Genomic DNA, 18,089 nt, shown 5'->3' with positions numbered 1-18,089 from the left:
CGGGGTGACGCCAGAGGCTACGGCGGGCCGCCGCGTTTGTGGCAGGCTCCAGAGGCCTCTGGCGGAATCCGATGCGGACTCAGAAGGGGAGGGCAAAAGCCCCCAACGCCTCTGGCGCCAGAGGTGGCGATGGACTTCATTCCCAGAACCCAGAACCCAGAACCCAGAACCCAGAACCCAGAACCCAGAACCCAGAACCCAGAACCCAGAACCCAGAACCCAGAACCCGCCAGAGGCCTACAGCTTCCGGATGCGGACCGTCTCGATGCGGCTCGGGCTCGCCTTCAGGATCGTGAAGCGGTGCTCGTCGAGCTCCACCGTTGCGCGCTCGTCGGGGACCGTGCCGAGCATCGCGAGGAGGTAGCCTGCGACGGTTTCGTAGTCGCCGGCCGGGATCGCCAGGCCCGTCTCGCTTTCGAGGTCGTCCAGCTCAACGCGGCCGTGGACGTGCCAGCTCCCGTCCTCCAGCAAGCGGATCGGCGCCGCGGCGGCGTCGTGCTCGTCGCGGATGTCGCCGAACAGCTCTTCCAGAAGGTCTTCAAGTGTTACGATGCCCGCCGTGCCGCCGTACTCGTCCACGACGACGGCGAGCGTGGAACTCCCGCTGCGCGGCACGTCGTCGTCCTCGCCGCGCAGGAATGTGAACAGGAGGTCCTTGGCCGACTTCGACTCCGGGACGACGCGGACGGACCGCGTAATCGCTTTCAAGTCGTCCGGCGCGTGGAACAGGTCGTGCGCGAGGACGACGCCCACGATGCGGTCCACGTTTTCGCGGTAGACAGGGAGGCGGCTAAAGCCGGTCTCGACGAAGAGGTCGCGCACCTCGCGCAGCGACGAGGTCTCGTCCACGGCGTAGATCTCCGTCCGCGGCACCATCGAGTCCTTCACGCGGAGGCTGCGGAGCTCGAACACGTTGGAGAGGATCTCGCTCTCCTCTTCGTCCAGTTCGATCTGGCCCGTCTCGCGGCTCTCGCGCAGCACGATCTCGAAATCGCGCCGCAGGAACTGCTGGACCGTGTCGCCCTCGGCACCCAGTGCGCGGACCACGAGCCCGCTTGTCCAGCCCGCCAGCTTGATCAGGGGCCAGAACACCCAGTACGTCAGCTTGAGAGGCGCCGCGAGCGCGAACACGACGCGGTCCGTCGGGTTGCGGAGCAACGACTTTGGGATCACCTCTCCCAGCACGAGCACGAGCACGGCCGCGATGATGGTCTGCAGCGCGAGGATCAGGCCCGGTGACTCGCCCACGAGCCGCGCCAGAGGCGCCTCCAGCGTGAGGCTCATCAGCGTGGAGTAGACGACGAGCGCGATGTTGTTGCCGACGAGCGTCGTCGTGAGGAACGTGGCGGGGTTCGCCATGAACTCCTGCACCACGCGGCCGACCCAGCCCGCGCGGCGCGCCCGCACCTCGGTCTTGAGCCGGTTCGCGGTCACGAAGGCGATCTCCGAGCCCGAAAAAAACGCGCTCAGGCCGATCAGGACGAGGATGGCAACGATGGCCATGAGGAGGGGGCCAGTGGGGAGGGCCAGCGGCAGAGAAGATGGGAACGCGGCGCCTCTGGCGCCAGAGGCCGCAACTTTGGCTACTGGCTACTGGCTACTGGCTACTGGCTACTGGCTACTGGCTACTGGCTACTGGCTACTGGCTACTGGCTACTGGCTACTAGCGCCCTTGGAATTCCGGCTTCTGGCGGTTGAGGAACGCGCCGACGCCCTCGGCGAAGTCCTCCGTCGCCACGCATTGTCCGAACAGCGCGGCCTCGTGCTGGAGGCCTTGCGCCAGAGGCAGGTCGGCAGCGCGGAGCGCCTGGAGCGTCATCGCGACGGCGACCGGGGCCTTGCTTGCGATGCTCTCCACGAAGCCTCTGGCGGCGTCCATGAGACCGCCTGCATCGACGACTTTGTTGACGAGACCGATGCGCTCGGCGCGCGCCGCGTCGATGCGGTCGCCGGTGAGCAGCATCTCTGCCGCGTTGCCGTAGCCGACGAGGCGCGGGAGCCGCTGCGTGCCGCCAAAGCCCGCGATCAGGCCGAGCTGCACTTCGGGCTGCCCGAACTGCGCCGTGTCCACCGCGACGCGGAGGTGGCACGCCATCGCGAGCTCGCACCCGCCGCCGAGCGCGAACCCGTTGATGGCCGCGATGACCGGCTTCGGCATGCTCTCGATGCTGTTGAAGATGGCCTGGCCGCGGAGCGCGAAGCGGTGCGCCTCTAGCGGCTCCATGCCCGCGAACTCCGAGATGTCGGCGCCAGCGGCAAAAGCCTTCTCCCCGGCTCCGGTCACGATCACGCCTTTGACCGCGTCGTCGTTTTTCGCCGCGCGCATGGCCTGGCCGAGCTCGCCCACGAGCCTGCGGTTGAGCGCGTTCAGCGAGTCCGGCCGGTTGAGCGTAATCACCGCGACGCCAGAGGCGTCAACGTCGTAGAGGAGAGTCTGGAAGTCCATAGTGGGGGTACGGGGTACTCGGTACGGGGGCGGCGTTGGAGTCCGGCGGCTACGCCGCGTGCCCGGTACTCCCTACCTCGCGCGGCCTAGTTGCTCCGGCGCGTGCGGCGGCGCTCGGCGGCGCCAGAGGCCTCTGGCGCGATGTCGTCGAGCAGGCCAGAGTCGATGCGGTCCTCGACGTCACCAGAGGAGAACGAGAGATCGAGCTCCTCCATGTCGAGCGAAGTCAGGCCGGCCATGGGGTCGCCGAAGGCGTCTTCGAGCGCTTCGACGCTTGCCTGCGTTTCCTCCACCTCGGACACGAGCGTGTCGAGCTGGAACGAGACCTCCTCGGGGTTCTGCATCGTCAGCGACTGCTCGTAGACGTAGCGCGTTACGTCCTCGATGGTCTCGAGCTGCGCGCCGATGATGGCGAGGTTCTCGCCGGCCTTTTTGAACCGCTCCAGGCGCTTCTCCAAGATGCCCATGCGGCGTTGCTTGATGGCCCGGACCCGCGGTGGATCGGTCTTCATCTCCTGCTGCAGCCCGTCGATGGCGAGGACGATGTCGCGCTCGCCCGTCCGCTCGGTAAAGCGCACGTAGCGCTCTTTGAGCTGGAGCAGGTTGAGGTACGCATCCAGCAGGCCGTCCAGCTTTTTGAGGTGCGCGTCCAGGATGCCCTGAGACGAGTACGGCAGCTTGCCGAAGTTGTCCTTGATAGCCTTCTCCATATTCCGGAAGCGGACGTAGCGCTTCTGGTCGTCCTTGGAGAGCGAGCGGAACACGTCGCGGTCTTTTTTGACCTCGCGCTTCCGCTCGGCAATCTTGCGCGAGCGGACGAGCCGCTTGTAGCGATCGCTGCGTGGGATCGTGCCCAGGTAGAGCAGTTCGGCCGCCGCGGCGAACAAGAGGAGGATGTTCGCCATCGGCCCGGCGATGAGCAGCGCCGTCACCAGCGCGAAGATCAGGAACCCGAGGTTGAGCGGGCTCATGAACGCCTCCTTGTAAAAGTTGATCGGTTCGTCGGTCATAGGGGGGATAGGGCCAGCGGGGATGGAACAGTGGCGGACCACTCACCCGTTCCCACTCGCTACTGGCCTCGCCGTCGGCCGATGGATTTGGCGCCGCGCGTGGGCTCGTTCGCCTCTGGCGCGTCGGGCTCAGGGGGCGGCGTGCGGCCGATGGTTTTAGCGCTGCTCGGCGTCTCGCCAGAGGCCCGCGTGGACTGCGCCTCTGGCGCGGAGCGGGCGGCGGGCGGGGCGCCCGAGGCGTCGTCGCCGCCGAGTTCGGCCTTCATCTGGCGGATAAGAGCCTCGGCCTCGCTCTGGCGCGTGACTTCGGCGTCGGCCTCCTGCTGCGCGATGCGGGCGGCCTCCTCTTGCGCGAGTTCGAGCCGCGCCTCGGCCATCGCCGCGCTTTGGTTCACCTTGTCGGTGAACTCGTCGTGCGTCGCGTCCTGGTTGGGTGTGAGCATGCCCCGGAGGGCGTTCATCGTCGACGCCTTGCGGGTGGCGTCGCGGTGCTGCTGCTTGAGGCCGCGGAGCGTGCGGAGGTGCTCTTTCTCAGCGGCCTTGATCCGTTCGAACTCGTCTTTGTCCATGGGGGAAAAGGAAGGGGGAGGGAGGGGAGAGGCAGGAGTAAAGGCGTTGCGCTCCTACCCCGGCCTCGCGCCTCGTTCCTATTCGGTGCGGGCGCGGTCTCGCGCGGCGCCAGAGGCGCTGCTGATCTCCTCGTCGGGGATCTGAATCTGCGGCTGGCGGGCCGCTGGCGCGGGGGCCTCCATGCCCATCTCCAGCTTGAACTGCTTGACGAGCTCCTGCGCCTGGATGTCCTGCGCGTCCTCCTCGATCTGCATGGCCTCGGTGTCGATGGAGTCCAGCGCCATCTCCATGCGCGCCTCGGACTTCGCCGTCTGCTCGTTGACGCGGTTGATCATCTCCGAGTGCGTGGCGTCGACGCCGGCGACCTCGAACTGCTCCAGCGTGTCGGCGATCTTCGCCTGCCACTTGGCGCGCTCGTGGGCGCGGAGGGCCTCTTGCGCCTCCTGCACCTTGCGCTCACGCTCGCGCATGAACGCCTTCTTGACCTGGAGGGCCTTTTCGTAGGCGCTCTCGGCGAACTGCAGCTGCTCCCCGGTGCGGAGCTGCGCTTCCTTGACCTGCTGGAGGCGGAGCGCGTAGCGCTGCGCGATGTCGTCGCGGCCGGCCTGGATGGCGGCTTTGATCTTGGCCGTCATCGCGGCCTGCTCGTTCGCGTACTTCTTGTTCTCCTTCTGGAGGAGCATCACGTTGGCTTTCACCGTCGCGATGTTCTCGTTCATCTTCGGGACCTGATCGTTCAACTCGCGCATGTTCTGCTCGAGGATCAGACGGGGATCTTCCATCGCGGAGATGGCTCCGCCGAAGAGAGAGGCGACAACGCGCTTAAACCGCTTCCACATGGTGAGGTCGGTGTAGGGGAGTGGGGTGAGCGTGAGGCGTACGAGCCGCTGCGCCCCAAGGTTCAGGAAAGTACGCCGCGCGGCGCGGCGGACCGTGAAGCGGAGCGCAGCGCGGGTAGCCTGCGGGCCGAGGCCACGTGTGAGCGGGCTCAGAGCGGGGCCGGGCCGAGGCGCCATGCGGGGCTTCTGGCGCCAGAGGCCCCGCGTGTTTTGCTATCCCCTCCAGCCGCTGGCGTCGAGGCGGTCGAGGATCATGGGCTCCGGCGCGGGGGCGGACTCGCCAAAGGCGAAGGCGGCGAGCAGGCGCTCCGGGTTGGCCTGCTCCGGACGGCTGGCGTAGATGTGCGCCAGAGGCTCGCCGGGCTCGACGGCCTCGCCGGGCTTCTTGAGGAGGACGTAGCCGGCCTTGGGGTCCACGTCGTCCTCTTTACGGGCGCGGCCCGCGCCGAGCGCGACGGCGGCCAGACCGACCTCGAAGGCGTCGATGGCGGTCACGAAGCCGGCGCTGGCAGCCTGTGGCGCCTCGACGGTCGCGACGGGCTCGCCGTGGAGAAGGCTGGGATCGTCCATCACGGCCACGTCGCCACCCTGGGCCTCTACCATCTCGCGCATCACACCCCAGGCGAACCCGTCGCGGACGGCCGCCTCGGCGATCCGGCGGCCCTCGTCGGCGCCAGAGGCCTCGTTGCCGAGCGCTATCATCTCGCCCGCGAGGGCGAGCGTGACCTCCAGCATGTCGTCGATCTCGCCGCCGAGCGGGGCGTCGCCGTGGAGCGCGCGGATGGCCTCGGCGGTTTCCGGCCCGTTGCCGACGGCACGGCCGAGCGGGGCGTCCATGCGCGTCAGCAGCGCGACGGTCGGCTTGCCGAACTCCTCGCCGATGCCGACAAGCGCCTCGGCAAGGCGCCGCGCCTCGGTCGTGGACTTCATGAACGCGCCCTTGCCCGCCTTCACGTCCAGCACCAGCGCGTCGATGCCCTCGGCGAGCTTTTTGGACATGATGGACGCCGCGATCAGCGGGATGCTCTCCACGGTCCCCGTCACGTCGCGGAGCGCGTACAGCTTTTTGTCCGCGGGCGCGATCTCGGCCGTTTGCCCGATCATCACCACGCCGATCTCGTCCAACTGGCGGCGGTACGCGTCGATGTCGAGGTCCGTCCGGAAGCCGGGGATGGACTCCAGCTTGTCCAGCGTGCCGCCGGTGTGGCCCAGGCCTCGGCCCGAGATCATCGGGACCGGGACGCCGCACGCGGCCACGAGCGGCGCGAGCAAGAGCGAGACCTTGTCGCCCACGCCGCCGGTGGAGTGCTTGTCCACCTTGGTGCCGGGCAGGTCGCTGAGGTCCAGCACCTCGCCCGAGTGCAGCATCGCGCGGGTGTACGCCGCCGACTCCGACTCGTCCAAGCCGCGGATAAACGCCGCCATCAGGAACGCCGCCATCTGGTAGTCCGGCACGTCGCCAGAGGTGTAGGCGGCGACGAGGGCGGTCACGTCCTCTGGCGAGAGGCGCGCGCCGTCGCGCTTGGCGGTGAGGAGGCGGACAACGTCGAGGTCTGGCACGGGAACGCGGGGAGTGGAGAGCGGAAGGTCGGAACGCGGGGCCTCTGGCGAGGTGCCGGGGCGCAGAACGGGTCGGGCGCCGGCGCCAGAGGCGCAAATGGAACGAGGCCGCCTCCGTCGGGAAGCGGCCTCGCAGAGTCGGATCGGCGGGAGGCTACGCCTCGGCGCCTTCGGCTGCGGCCTTCTCGGCCTCTTCGGCAGCGTTCGCGGCCTCGTCGGCGGCGATCTGCTTGGCCTGCGCGTCACCGTAACGCTGGCGGAACTTCTCGACGCGGCCCGCGGTGTCGACCATGGTGCGCTTGCCCGTATAGAACGGGTGGTTCGAGGAGTCGACCTCAGAGTTGAGCCGCTCGCGGTCCATCGTGGAGCGCGTCACGAACTCGGTGCCGTCGGCGAGCTTGACGGTGAGGAACGAGTAGTCGGGGTGGATGTCGGCCTGCATAGGTCTCGGGATCGGAGCCTCTGGCGCCAGAGGCGGGAATCGGGCGCAGCGTTGCGCGGACGCGAAAGGTAGAGCGCCGCCCGCACGGCGCCAATCCTCCCGGCGCGTGTTCCCCCGGTCTTTGCACAGCGCCGGGCGCGCGAACCCTGCGGGCCACGCGCTGTAGGATCGGGCCCCCGCTCTACCGCGTGCCATGAAGATCGCCTGCCCGAAGTGTGCCTGGGAGCCGAGCGCCTCCGCGCGGTGGACGTGCTCGTGCGGCCACGTCTGGAACACGTTCGAGACCGGCGGCACCTGCCCGAAGTGCCGCACGACGTGGAAGCAGACGCAGTGCTTGGCCTGCTCCGGGTGGAGCCCCCACGTGGACTGGTATCATGACCTCCCGCCGGTAGACGCTCTCCTCGACCACGACGAGGTGCCTGCCTACGGTTCCTGAGCGCCCTCTGGCGCCAGAGGCCCCACTCCGCGGTCCGACGGGTTCGTCGTCGCACACCTCACCCCGACTCTGTGGCGAAGCAGAAATCCCTCAAGAAGACCCTCACGCTGTTCGACGTCTACGCCGTCAGCACCGGGGCCATGTTTAGCTCCGGCTTTTTCCTGCTGCCGGGCCTCGCGACAGCCAAGGCCGGCCCGGCCGCCATCCTCGCGTACTTGCTCGCGGGCGTGCTCATCCTGCCGGCCATGTTCTCCGTCGCCGAACTCAGCACGGCGATGCCAAAGGCCGGCGGGGCGTACTACTTCCTGGACCGCAGCCTCGGGCCTCTGGCGGGGACCGTGGGCGGGCTGGGCACGTGGCTGGCCCTCGTGCTCAAAAGCGCCTTTGCGCTGGTCGGCATGGGCGCGTACCTCGTGTTCTTCCTCGATATCCCGGTCAAGCCTCTGGCGGTGGGCTTCACGGTCGCGTTTGCGGCGCTGAACATCTTTGGCGCGAAGGAGACGACGGGGCTCCAGCGCATCTTCGTGGCGATCCTCGTGGGCGTGCTGGGCTTTTTCGTGATCCAGGGGCTCATCGCCGTCGCGGGGCTGGGCGGAGAAGAAGTGGCGACACAACTCACGCCGTTCGCGCCGTTCGGCACCAGCGGTTTGGTCGGCACCATCGGGCTCGTGTTCGTGAGCTACGCTGGCCTGACCAAAGTGGCGAGCGTGGCCGAGGAGGTACAGAACCCCGACCGCAACATCCCGCTGGGGATGATCCTCTCGCTGCTGACGGCGACGTTCATCTACGTTGTGGGTGTGTTCATCATGGTGGCGGTCCTGGACCCGAGCGAGCTCCGCAGTGATCTCACGCCTGTGGCCACCGCCGCCGAGGCGTTCTTTACGTGGCTGCCGGGGCGCCTGGGGCTGCTGCTCATCGTGATCGCGGCGATCGCGGCGTTTGCGAGCACGGGCAACGCGGGGATTCTCTCCGCCAGCCGGTATCCGTACGCGATGGCGAAGGACCACCTCGTCACCAAGCGCCTGGGCACGCTTGGCCGGTTCGGCACGCCGGTTCCTGCGGTCTTGGTCACGTCCGGCCTGATGATCGCCGTGATCCTCCTGCTCGACGTGGAGGGCATCGCGAAGCTGGCGAGCGCGTTTCAACTCCTCATCTTCGGGCTGCTCAACGTGGCCGTGATCGTGATGCGCGAGAGCCGGATCGCGGGCTACGTGCCGGGCTACCGCTCTCCGCTGTACCCGTGGCTGCAGATCATCGGCATCATCACGCCGGTCCTTCTCGTGGCGCAGCTCGGCGGCCTCGCCATTGGACTGAGCAGCCTGCTCATCCTCGCGGGCGTGGCGTGGTACTACTACTACGTGCGGCCCAACCCCGACGTGATCCGCGAGGGCGCGATCTACCACCTCTTCGCCCGTCTCGGCGCCCGGCAGTATGACGGCCTGGACGGCGAGCTCCGCACCATCCTGAAGGACAAGGGCATGGCCGACGAGACCTCGTTCGAGCGCTTGGTCACGCGCTCAGCCGTGCTGGACGTGGACGCGGGCACGAGCTACGAGGAGACCGTCCGCCTCGCGTCCGTCCTGCTCGCGCAGCACCTCCCGGTCACGCACGACGTTCTCGCCAGAGGCTTCGAAGCGGGCTCGCGCTACGGCGTCACGCCGGTCTCGCACGGGGCCGCGCTGCCGCACCAGCGCCTGGCATCGGTCAGCGGCTCGCACCTCGTGATGGTGCGCTCCAAGACCGGCATCGAGATCCGCTTCGAGGACCCCGAGAACGCGCACGCCTCTGGCGAGGTCGTGAACGCCATCTTTTTTCTCATCTCGCCCGAGGAGCCGCCGGGCCAGCACCTCCGTACGCTGGCCAACATCGCGAGCCGCATCGACGAGGACGGCTTCCTGGACGCCTGGAACGGCGCCGAGACCGAGCCCGAACTGAAAGAAACGCTGCTCGCGCACGACCGCTACGTCTCGCTCGCGGTCGAGGCCTCTGGCGCGACCGCCGGCCTCGTCGGGCGTCCGCTCCGCGACGTGCGTTTCCCCGCGGGCACGCTCGTGGCGCTGATCCGCCGCGACGGCCAGATCGTGGTCCCGAGCGGCTCGACGGTCCTGGAGGAAGGCGACCGCGTGACCGTAATCGGCGACGCCAGCGGCATCGTAGCGCTGAACGCGGAGTACGGCGCCTAGCCCCAATAGCCTCTGGCGAACCCGCGCGGCGCTCTTGCGCGTGCACCGCCCGCCTCTGGCGCCAGAGGCGCTCCCATCCTCCCGCCTGATCTTATGCCCGCTCCATCGCCAGACGAATACGCCGTCGGCATTATGACGATGGACGTGGAGGGGAAGAACTCGGAGGCGTTCCGGGACGTGGTGGACCGCGGCGTGGCGCTGTTCGAGCGCGCGCTGGACCGGCTGGGGCTGCGCGTGGAGCCTTTCGCGTTCGAGGGGCCGCACCTCACGCCGGGCGCGGGCGCCTATGCGCCGCTGGACTTTTTGCAGATCGGGATTGCGGAAAAGCTGGAGCGCAAGCTGCCGTTTTTGCTCATCGTGACCGAGGTGGACCTGTCCTCGTCGTCGCTGGCGTACACGCTGGCGTTGCCGAGCCAACTAACCAACATCGGCGTGGTCTCTACCAAGCGGCTGGACCCCGGCTTCTGGGGCGACCGTCCCGACGCTGGCATGGCGTCGCAGCGGCTCGCGGCGCTTATGCTGCACACGTTCGGCCACCTTCTCAACCTCCGCCACGACGAGGACCCCGCCAACGCGATGTTTCCGGTGGAGAGCGTGGAGGATCTGGACACCGTCGGCGCGCTCTCGGAGGCGCAGCGCCAGAGGCTGCTTCGCACGCTCCCGCGCGAGAGCCACGACACCTTCGCGGGCTCTCGCGGCTTTCTGGCGCGGTGGGCATTCGTGCTCCGCGTCCTGGTGGCGGATGCGGGCAGCATCCTGCGGGCCATCGTACGCGCCAACCCGTTCCGCCTCGCCACGCGGATGCCGACGATGATCGCGGCGGGGCTCTCGGTCGTGATCGCGCTCATGTTTGGATCCGAGACCTGGGAGGTGGCGAGCGCGGTCTCGATCTACGAGGCCGCTCTGTTCTCCAGCTTCTCCGTGGCCGCGGCGGCGTTCGTGCTGTACCGCGCGTTCGCGTTCGAGTCGCTCTCCGGCCGCGACGGGCTTCTGGCGGAGTCCACCGTCGTCACGGTCGCGGCGACGGTCGCGAGCCTGGGACTCACGGTCGTCGTGCTGTTCGGCGCGTTCGCGGCGCTGATGTACGTCGGCGTGGTGACGGTTTTCCCCAAGCGCCTGATCGACCTCTGGCTCTCGGTGGACGCCGCGAACCGGACGATGGACCACGTCAAGCTCAGCCTGTTTCTCGCCGCGATGGGCGTGCTCGCCGGCTCGCTCGGCGGCCGCTCGGACAGCCGCGACATCGTGCGCGGCGTGCTCTTCCTTACCGAGGAGTCCTAGGGCGCCAGAGGCCGCACACGGCTGTAGCCTCTGGCGGGGCTCCCCAAGCGTCCGCTGACCCCTGGCGACGGCTCGGCACGCGCCAGAGGCTTCTGACGGTGTGGGCGGGTCCATCTGCGGCCCTTTTCGCGTACGTTCGGCGCCACCCCTTTGCCCCGACGTATGCGCGTGGTCACCCGTCTCGTCCTATTCCTGCCTCTGGCGTGGTTTGCCATCTCGTCGGCCTCGGCGCAGTTTGGTCTGCCGGCCGACCCGTGTCTCTATGGGACAGCCGAGGGTGTGCTCCGCGGCGCCGACGTACAGGCCCTGTTGTTCACGAACGGTGTCCTGTTTCTGGGCAACCAGGAGAGCGTCGGCAATGGGTACCTCGTCCCGATGAGTGGCGAGGACGCGGGAAAATCCGCCGTCTTCTTCTCCGACATCTGGGTCGGGGGCAAGGTGGCGGGCGAAGTGCGCGTGGGTGCTGCTCGCTCGACGAGCCCCGGCACGCTGCATCCGGGGCGTACCGGCGACGACTTCACCCCGCCGACGCCAGAGGCCTGCGCCGGAGCCGACCGGGTGTGGGTGGTCTCGCGCGAGGACGTCGCGAGCTACCTCGACGGCAACGCGCCAGAGGCGGACCTCGCCGAGTGGCCCGTTCATCTCGGCGCCCCGGTGTTAGACGGCGATGGTATCGAGGGCAACTACGACCTCGAAGCGGGCGATCAGCCCGCCATCCGTGGCGATGTGACCGCTTTCTGGGCCATGACCGATACCGCGCCCGGCCCCAACCCACTCGGACTGCCGCTGGGCGTGGACGTAACCGTAGAGGCCTTCGCGTTCCGGCAGACACTTTTCGCGCAGCACACCTTCTACCGCCTCACCGTCACAAACCGCAACCGCGTCCCCATCGACAGCGCCTACGTCGGCCTGTTTGTGGACGTGGACCTGGGAGAACCCACCGACGACTACGCGGCGACGGATACGACGAACCACATGGTGTTTACGTACGGCATGTACGAGAGCGATCCCGTGTACGGCGTGCCGCCCGCACTCGGCGTCGCCGTTCTGGACGGGCCTCTGGCGCCAGAGGCCAACAGGCGCGACGACGACGGCGATGGGCAAATAGACGAGACAGGGGAGTGGTTAGGTCTCATTTCCAGCATCCCCGAGTTTAACGGTGGAGGCCCGCTCTCCATCGTGATCAACGAAGAGGAGCTCTACTGCCGGCTCCAGGGGTTGCGAAACGACTGCGTGCCGCTGTACGCCTTCGGGGCAGGCTATAGCGACGGAGCGCCAGAGGATGTCCCGACCACTCCCTTTCTCTACCCCGGGGACCCAGTAGCGGGAGAGTTCTGGAGCCCCGAAAACATCGATGGGATGGGGACACGTCTCGGGCCGCGCGTAGACATGTACTCGCTCGCCAGCGGCCCCGTTACCCTCCAGCCCCAGAGCTCGACGACGGCCACGTTCGCCTATCTCTTCGCGCAGGGGGGAGACCGCTTCAGCTCTGTCCGTCGCCTTCGCGGTCAGGCCCGGGGCGTCCACGTCGCCCACGCCTCTGGCGCCTTCGAAGCCACTCCCGTCGCAGGCTCGGCTCCGCCCGAGCAGCTTCTGGCGATACGCCGCCCGCGCCCCAATCCCTTCAGCGGAACGACCGCGATCCAACTCCAGGGCGCCGTGGATACGCCGGTCCGCGTGAGCGTCTACGACGTGCTCGGGCGGCGCCTCTCTATGACCGAGACCTCGGCGCCAGAGGCCCGCGTTGAGATCGGCGCGGAGCTGGCCTCGGGCGTGTACGTGGTGCGCGTGGAAGGGCGGGCGTTCGCGGAGACGTTTACCGTCGTCAAGACGCGATAGCGGGCGCCCCACGCCTCTGGCGCCAGAGGCATGCTGGATGCAGCTTTACTCGGAACTCGGAACTCGGAACTCGGAACTCGGAACTCGGAACTCGGACCTCAGGCCGCTGGCGGCGGCACCGGGTCCGCCGGGTCGGGCGCCAGAGGCTCGATCCACGAGCGGCCGTCCTGCGCCAGAAGCCGCTCGGCGGCGGCGGGGCCCCAGGTGCCCGACGTGTAGTTGGGAAACTCCGGCGGGATCGTCCCGCCCCACGCATCCAGGACGGGCTGGACCAGCTTCCACGCGGCCTCCACCTGATCGGCGCGCATGAACAGCGTGGCGTCGCCCTTGATGGCGTCGAGGAGGAGCGTTTCGTAGGCGTCCGGTGATGCTTCGCCGTAGGCCTCGTCGTACTCGAAGCGCATCGCGACGGGGTGCAGGAGCATGTTCGGGCCGGGGCGCTTGGCCTGGAACTTGAGCACGATGCCCTCATCGGGTTGGATGCGGAGGACGAGCCGGTTGGGTCGCCACGCCTCGTCGGCGCCAGCGGGGAAGGCGCGGTGCGGGACGGGCCGGAACTGGATCGAGATCTCGCTTACGCGGCGCGGCATCCGCTTGCCCGTGCGGAGGTAGAACGGGACGCCGTGCCAGCGCCAGTTGTCGACCTCCAGCTTGAGCGCGGCGTAGGTCTCCGTCGTGGAGTGCGGGTCCACGTTGGGCTCGGTCCGGTAAGTGGGCACGGCGGTGCCTTCCACGTAGCCCGCGCCGTACTGCCCGCGCACGGCCACGTCCGATACGGCCTCTGGCGTGATGGGCCGGACCGCGCGCAGCACCTCCACCTTCTTGTTGCGGACCTCGTCGGCGTTGAACGAGACCGGCGGCTCCATCGCGACGAGGCAGAGGAGCTGGAGCAGGTGGTTCTGCACCATGTCCCGGAGTGCGCCCGCCTGCTCGTAGTACCCGCCGCGGTGCTCCACGCCGACCGTCTCCGCGACGGTGATCTGCACGTGGTCGATGTAGCGGCGGTCCCAGACGGGCTCGAAAAGGGCGTTCGCGAAGCGGAAGGCGAGGATGTTCTGGACGGTCTCCTTGCCCAGGTAGTGGTCGATGCGGTAGATCTGGCTCTCGTCGGCCGTCTTGAGCAGCATCTTGTCCAGGTCGCGCGCGCTCGCGAGGTCCCAGCCGAACGGCTTCTCGACGACGATCCGGCTCCGCTTCGCGTCGCGCAAGAGGCGCGCGTTCGCCAGCCCGGCCCCGATAGGCTCCACGAGAAAGGGCGCGACCGAGAGGTAGAACACGCGCTCGGGCTTGCTGCCCTTCGGCGCGAAGGCGTCCAGCTTTTCTGCCAGGCGGTCGAACGTCTCCCCGTCGGTCACGTCGCCCTGCACGTACGCGAGGCGCTTCGCGAACGAGCCCCAGCTTTCCGCGTCCGCCGTTTTGGGATAGAACCGCCCGAGCGTGTCCGCGGCGCCGCAGGCGAACTCGCGGAAGCCCTCGTCGTCCATCTCCTTGCGGTCGGCGCCGATGATCTGGACGTGGTCCGGAAGGTGCCCTTCGCGGTAGAGGTCGTAGAGCGCCGGGATCAGCTTGCGGTGGGCGAGGTCGCCCGCGGCGCCGAAAAGGACGAGTTGGACCGGGGCGGTAGAGGAGGGCATAGAAAGGGGGCGTCGCCAGAGGCCTCTGGCGAGGGCGGTCAGCGGAGGGAGTCGGGCGCCGCGGGGGCGAGGCGCCGGAAGGTGACGGGGCCGGGCGGCTCGCCGTCGAAAAAGATGGGGATCAGCGTGAAAAACGCCATGCCGCCAGCGGCCCGGTCAAACGTGAGGTCGCCGTCGGCGTTGAGCCCGATCTGGGCTTTCACGTCGCGGAGGGCCCAGACGAGGGGCGGAAAGCCCGCGAGCCCGGAGCGGGTGCGGAGGCGCGCGTAGCCGTCGGGGCGGAGCGAGAGGCGGATCTCCTCCTGCCAGGTTTTACCGCCCGCGCTGGTCAGCGTCGCGCGGAGCCGGTCCCGCCCGAGGGCGTCCAGGCGGACGGTCGCGCCGAGGTCGCTGAGGTTGACCCACCGCTCGGGGGGGATGGCGTACAGGATGCGGTCGTCCACGCCGAGCACGTCCCCAAAGCCGACCTGGCACCGCGCCCGGTAGTGGCCGCGCGCGAGGGAGTCGGCCTCGGCGGCGCCGCACGCGCTGCCCTCGTAGGCGTAGAGGCCTTCCAGCGCGGCGGCCCCCGTTTGGTCCAGGCGCACGCGCCCGGGCCTCTCGGGCACGTCCAGCGAGGCGCACCCGCTCAATAGGCAGAGCGCCACGAGAACGGCCCCGATCCCGCGCAGGCCTCTGGCGCCAGAGGCGGCGCCTTTAGCGGACGGTTTCATCCCACTCGGTGTGGAACGTGCCCTCGCGGTCGGTGCGCTCGTAGGTGTGCGCGCCGAAAAAGTCGCGCTGCGCCTGGATCATGTTGGCCGAGACGCGCGCGCTGCGCATGGAGTCCAGGTACGCCAGCGAGGCCGAGAGCGCCGGGACGGGGATGCCCGCGCGAGCGGCGGCCGCGACCACTTCGCCGAGCGCCTCACGCGTGGCCGAAAGCTGGTCCGAGACCTCTGGCGCCAAGAGCAGCGTCGGGAGATCGGGGTCGGCTTCAAAGGCGCTGCGGAAGGGTTCCAGCATGGCGGCGCGGATGATGCAGCCGCCGCGCCAGATGCGCGCCACGTCATTGGGCACGAGGTCCCATTCGTACTCGCGAGAGGCCTCGGCGAGCATGGAGAAGCCTTGCGCGTAGGTGACGAGAAAGGCCGCCAGAAGCGCGTCTTCGAGCCGGTCTTCGAGGCCGGGGTCGAGAGCGAGGTCGGGATCGGCAAGCGTGTCCGCGATCCGCTCGCGTGTGGCTTTCTGCGCGGAGACGTAGCGCGCCGCCACGGCGGCGTCGATGGTGGGGATGGGCACGCCGAGGTCGAGCGCGTCCTGGCTTGTCCACTTGCCCGTGCCTTTCTGCTTGGCCTTGTCCAAGATCCTGTCGATCAGGCGGCCCTCGGCGGGCGCGGCGTTTTCGGGCGCCTCTGGCGCGGGGAGGTCGTCCTTCTGGCGCAGGATGGCGGCGCTGATCTCGACAAGGAAGGACTGGAGCGGGCCGTCATTCCAGGTCGAGAAGCGGGCGGCTAGCGCGTCGTCGTCCAAGCCGACGCCTCGGTGGAGCACGTCGTAGGCCTCCGCCAGGAGCTGCATCAGCCCGTACTCGATGCCGTTGTGGACCATCTTGACGTAGTGGCCGCTGCCGCCTGGGCCCAGGTGCGTCACGCACGGATCGCCGTCCACCTTGGCCGCGATGGCTTCGAGCGTGGGGCGGACGCGCTCGTAGGCGTCTTTGGGGCCGCCGGGCATCAGGCTGGGGCCGTGGCGGGCGCCCTCCTCGCCGCCGCTCACGCCCATGCCCATAAAGTGCAGGCCTTCGGCTTCCAGTTCGGCCTGGCGCCGGGCCGTATCGGTGTAGTGCGAGTTGCCGCCGTCGATGAGCAGGTCGCCGCCGGTGAGGTGCGGCTTGAGCGACGTGATCACGGCGTCGACGGCCGGGCCGGAGGGCACCATCACGAGGATGGCGCGCGGCGTGGGCAGCGCCGTGAGGAAGTCGTCCAGGCTCGTCGTCGCGAACACGCGCTGCTCGCCAGAGGCCTCGGCCAGGATCGCGTCCACGGCCGGTTGCCCCAGGTCGTAGCCCGCGACGGCGATGCCCTCGTCGGCGGCGTTGAGCGCGAGGTTGCGCCCCATCGTGCCCAGCCCGACCAGCCCGAAGGCAGCGCCGAAGCCCTCGGCCTCTGGCGCCGGGCGCGTGGCCCCTTCCGCGTGGGCCGCAGGCCCGCCAGAGGCGTGGGGATCCACGCGCGAGGCGGCGTCGGGGTCGGCCGGGCGCTCGTCTACGGAGCCCGTGGCGGGGTCGTCGGGGAGCGGGTCGGTGGCGGGGGAGGGGACGGCGTCCGGCGTGGGCATCTAGAATGGGGGAGGTGCGCGGGGTCAACGCCGCCCGGCCCGGCGGGGTCCGGCGCCCGGCCTCTGGCGCCAGGGGCGCCGCCCCCACAGCGCTCACGCGCGAGCGCGAGGTTGGGCCGCTCCGCGCCGAGGGAGCCGGCGGGCTAGATCACAGCGTCCGGTACGAGACCACGCGGGAGTCGGGCGTTTCCGCCAGAGGCCCGTCCAGCCCAACGGTGCCCGTCCGCGCCGAGCCCTTCGGGATAAACGTGAACGTCACCATGCTGCACGCCTCCTCGCCTGCGCAGACCTCGATCACGGCCTCCTCCGCCACGCGGTCGCCCATGTTCTCGACCTCCAGCGGAATGAAAACGGTCTCACCGACCGTCTTCGGTTCCTGGAGCGTGACCTTCAGTTCCGCGGGCTCGTCCGAGCCCCAGATCATCTGGTAGCCGAGGTACCCGACCACGCCGGCCGTGATGAGGACGCCGAGCGCGAAGACCGACCACTCCAGCCAGTTGGTGCGCTGCGTCTTGCCCGAGTCCTCGTCGCCAGAGGCGTCGCTGGAGGCGTCGGAGGAAGGCGTGGCGTCGGACATGAGATCGGTAGGCGTGGACAGAAAAAGCGAGAGGTCGGGCAGCGGAAGGAGGCGGTACGGCGCCGCCTTACAGCAGCATCCGCCCGGCAGAGGCGCCGAGAGCGCAAGGGAGGCCCAGGATGACGATGGCGTCGATGGAGGCGGCGAAGCCGAGGGCGTCGTACCGGCCGCCGGACCACAGGAGGCCGGCCGCAGCGAGCAGCGCGAGGCCGTAGGTCGCGCAGGCGCCGCCGAGCGGCCCCCCGACGAAAGCCGAGTCTCCGCTCGACCCGCGGAAGCCGACGTAGCTCACGATGCCAAGCGTGACGAGAAGCGAGAAGACCGCGACCGCGAGCACCTGCCACGCCTGCGCCTCCACCGACACCATCACGATCTCTTCCGTCGGGGCCACGCTGGAGCCGATCAGCACGGCTCCGAGAACGGACAGCGCCACGTCGTGCACGATGCCGCTCTTCTCGCTCGCGTCCTCCTCCTCGTCGCCAGAGGCCTCGCCGAGTTGCGCCGCACCCACGGCCACGCCGATGGACGCGTGGACGCCCACCATCGTGATCCGCGCGACGATCTCGAACACGGAGGCCCCTGGCGGAAGCTGCCCGACCAGGAAGAGCACGAGCGCGGAGAGCGAGAAGCCGAGCGCGATCGACTCCATCGCCTCGAAGGCGTTGTCCCCGACCGAATTGCTGTCCTCGAAGCCGTCGTAGTGCGCGTACGCCATCAGCAGGCCGAGCATCGCCACAAACGTGGTCACGATGACGTGCGCGGGCGTGGAGTAGCCCTGCCACCAGATCTCCATCGTGTACATCGCCGCTACGGCGAACAGCAGCCCGCCCGCGACGGAGCGCCCGTACTGCATGAGGGTGTTGGAGACGGGGCGGACAGAGGCGGACGGCATGGGGCGCGGGCGGGGCGGGACCCGACCTGGGCCACGCGCCGAGAATACGCCTGCCGCGCGG

17 protein-coding genes are annotated in these 18,089 nt (G+C 69.0%); 4 read left to right on the top strand and 13 right to left on the bottom strand.

The genetic code is table 11. The features are described from left to right. Positions 1-17: 17 nt before the first annotated feature. From BSZ36_RS20035 to rpmE, 8 genes are all read right to left on the bottom strand, one after another. Positions 18-140, bottom strand: a complete 123-nt coding sequence (locus BSZ36_RS20035; protein WP_281253154.1) for a hypothetical protein — start codon at positions 138-140, stop codon at positions 18-20. A gap of 97 nt (positions 141-237) precedes the next feature. Next, on the bottom strand, positions 238-1,503 hold the full coding sequence (locus BSZ36_RS13015; RefSeq protein WP_094549653.1) for a hemolysin family protein: 1,266 nt from the start codon (positions 1,501-1,503) through the stop codon (positions 238-240). Positions 1,504-1,663: 160 nt separating this feature from the next. Then, on the bottom strand, positions 1,664-2,446 hold the full coding sequence (locus BSZ36_RS13010; RefSeq protein WP_094549651.1) for an enoyl-CoA hydratase/isomerase family protein: 783 nt from the start codon (positions 2,444-2,446) through the stop codon (positions 1,664-1,666). Between the two features lie 86 nt (positions 2,447-2,532). After that, complete coding sequence (locus tag BSZ36_RS13005; protein WP_094549649.1) at positions 2,533-3,456, bottom strand: hypothetical protein; 924 nt, start codon at positions 3,454-3,456, stop codon at positions 2,533-2,535. Positions 3,457-3,515: 59 nt separating this feature from the next. Continuing rightward, a complete protein-coding gene (locus tag BSZ36_RS13000; RefSeq protein WP_094549647.1) occupies positions 3,516-4,025 on the bottom strand; it encodes a hypothetical protein in 510 nt (169 codons plus the stop codon). A 78-nt stretch (positions 4,026-4,103) separates the two neighbouring features. Next, a complete protein-coding gene (locus BSZ36_RS12995; RefSeq protein ID WP_094551318.1) occupies positions 4,104-4,865 on the bottom strand; it encodes a PspA/IM30 family protein in 762 nt (253 codons plus the stop codon). Positions 4,866-5,078: 213 nt separating this feature from the next. Continuing rightward, positions 5,079-6,425: a thymidine phosphorylase gene (locus tag BSZ36_RS12990; protein ID WP_094549644.1), complete on the bottom strand. Its 1,347-nt coding sequence runs from the start codon at positions 6,423-6,425 to the stop codon at positions 5,079-5,081. Between the two features lie 154 nt (positions 6,426-6,579). After that, positions 6,580-6,867: a 50S ribosomal protein L31 gene (gene rpmE / locus BSZ36_RS12985; RefSeq protein ID WP_094549642.1), complete on the bottom strand. Its 288-nt coding sequence runs from the start codon at positions 6,865-6,867 to the stop codon at positions 6,580-6,582. A 193-nt stretch (positions 6,868-7,060) separates the two neighbouring features. On the opposite strand from rpmE, the gene BSZ36_RS12980 reads away from it, so the two are divergent. The 4 genes from BSZ36_RS12980 (at position 7,061) to BSZ36_RS12965 (ending at position 12,606) form a co-directional block, all read left to right on the top strand. Continuing rightward, positions 7,061-7,303, top strand: coding sequence for a hypothetical protein (locus tag BSZ36_RS12980; protein WP_094549640.1), 243 nt, complete (start codon positions 7,061-7,063; stop codon positions 7,301-7,303). Between the two features lie 71 nt (positions 7,304-7,374). Further along, on the top strand, positions 7,375-9,486 hold the full coding sequence (locus BSZ36_RS12975; protein ID WP_218827662.1) for an amino acid permease: 2,112 nt from the start codon (positions 7,375-7,377) through the stop codon (positions 9,484-9,486). Positions 9,487-9,579: 93 nt separating this feature from the next. Next, the gene (locus BSZ36_RS12970; RefSeq protein WP_094549638.1) at positions 9,580-10,767 is read left to right on the top strand and encodes a hypothetical protein; all 1,188 of its coding nucleotides are present in this window, start codon (positions 9,580-9,582) and stop codon (positions 10,765-10,767) included. Positions 10,768-10,929: 162 nt separating this feature from the next. Next, positions 10,930-12,606: a T9SS type A sorting domain-containing protein gene (locus BSZ36_RS12965; RefSeq protein WP_094549636.1), complete on the top strand. Its 1,677-nt coding sequence runs from the start codon at positions 10,930-10,932 to the stop codon at positions 12,604-12,606. A 98-nt stretch (positions 12,607-12,704) separates the two neighbouring features. Here BSZ36_RS12965 and zwf read toward each other — a convergent pair whose 3' ends face one another. The 5 genes from zwf to BSZ36_RS12940 form a co-directional block, all read right to left on the bottom strand. Next, complete coding sequence (zwf, locus tag BSZ36_RS12960; RefSeq protein WP_094549634.1) at positions 12,705-14,240, bottom strand: glucose-6-phosphate dehydrogenase; 1,536 nt, start codon at positions 14,238-14,240, stop codon at positions 12,705-12,707. Positions 14,241-14,278: 38 nt separating this feature from the next. Then, complete coding sequence (locus BSZ36_RS12955; protein WP_094549632.1) at positions 14,279-14,953, bottom strand: hypothetical protein; 675 nt, start codon at positions 14,951-14,953, stop codon at positions 14,279-14,281. Further along, positions 14,937-16,559 (bottom strand): NADP-dependent phosphogluconate dehydrogenase, encoded by a 1,623-nt coding sequence (gene gndA / locus BSZ36_RS12950; protein ID WP_094549630.1) that lies wholly within the window; start codon positions 16,557-16,559, stop codon positions 14,937-14,939. The genes BSZ36_RS12955 and gndA overlap by 17 nt, the downstream gene beginning before the upstream one ends. 148 nt (positions 16,560-16,707) lie before the next feature. Next, entirely contained in the window at positions 16,708-17,136 is a 429-nt protein-coding gene (locus BSZ36_RS12945; protein ID WP_094549628.1) for a hypothetical protein, read from the bottom strand. 67 nt (positions 17,137-17,203) lie between these two features. Continuing rightward, complete coding sequence (locus BSZ36_RS12940) at positions 17,204-18,028, bottom strand: DUF2391 family protein (RefSeq protein ID WP_094549626.1); 825 nt, start codon at positions 18,026-18,028, stop codon at positions 17,204-17,206. Between the last annotated feature and the right edge of the window lie 61 nt (positions 18,029-18,089).

The sequence above is a fragment of the Rubricoccus marinus genome (genome assembly GCF_002257665.1).
GTDB lineage: Bacteria > Bacteroidota > Rhodothermia > Rhodothermales > Rubricoccaceae > Rubricoccus > Rubricoccus marinus.
Note: the sequence above shows the minus strand (reverse complement) of the source record. Positions and strands in the feature narration are given on the sequence as shown.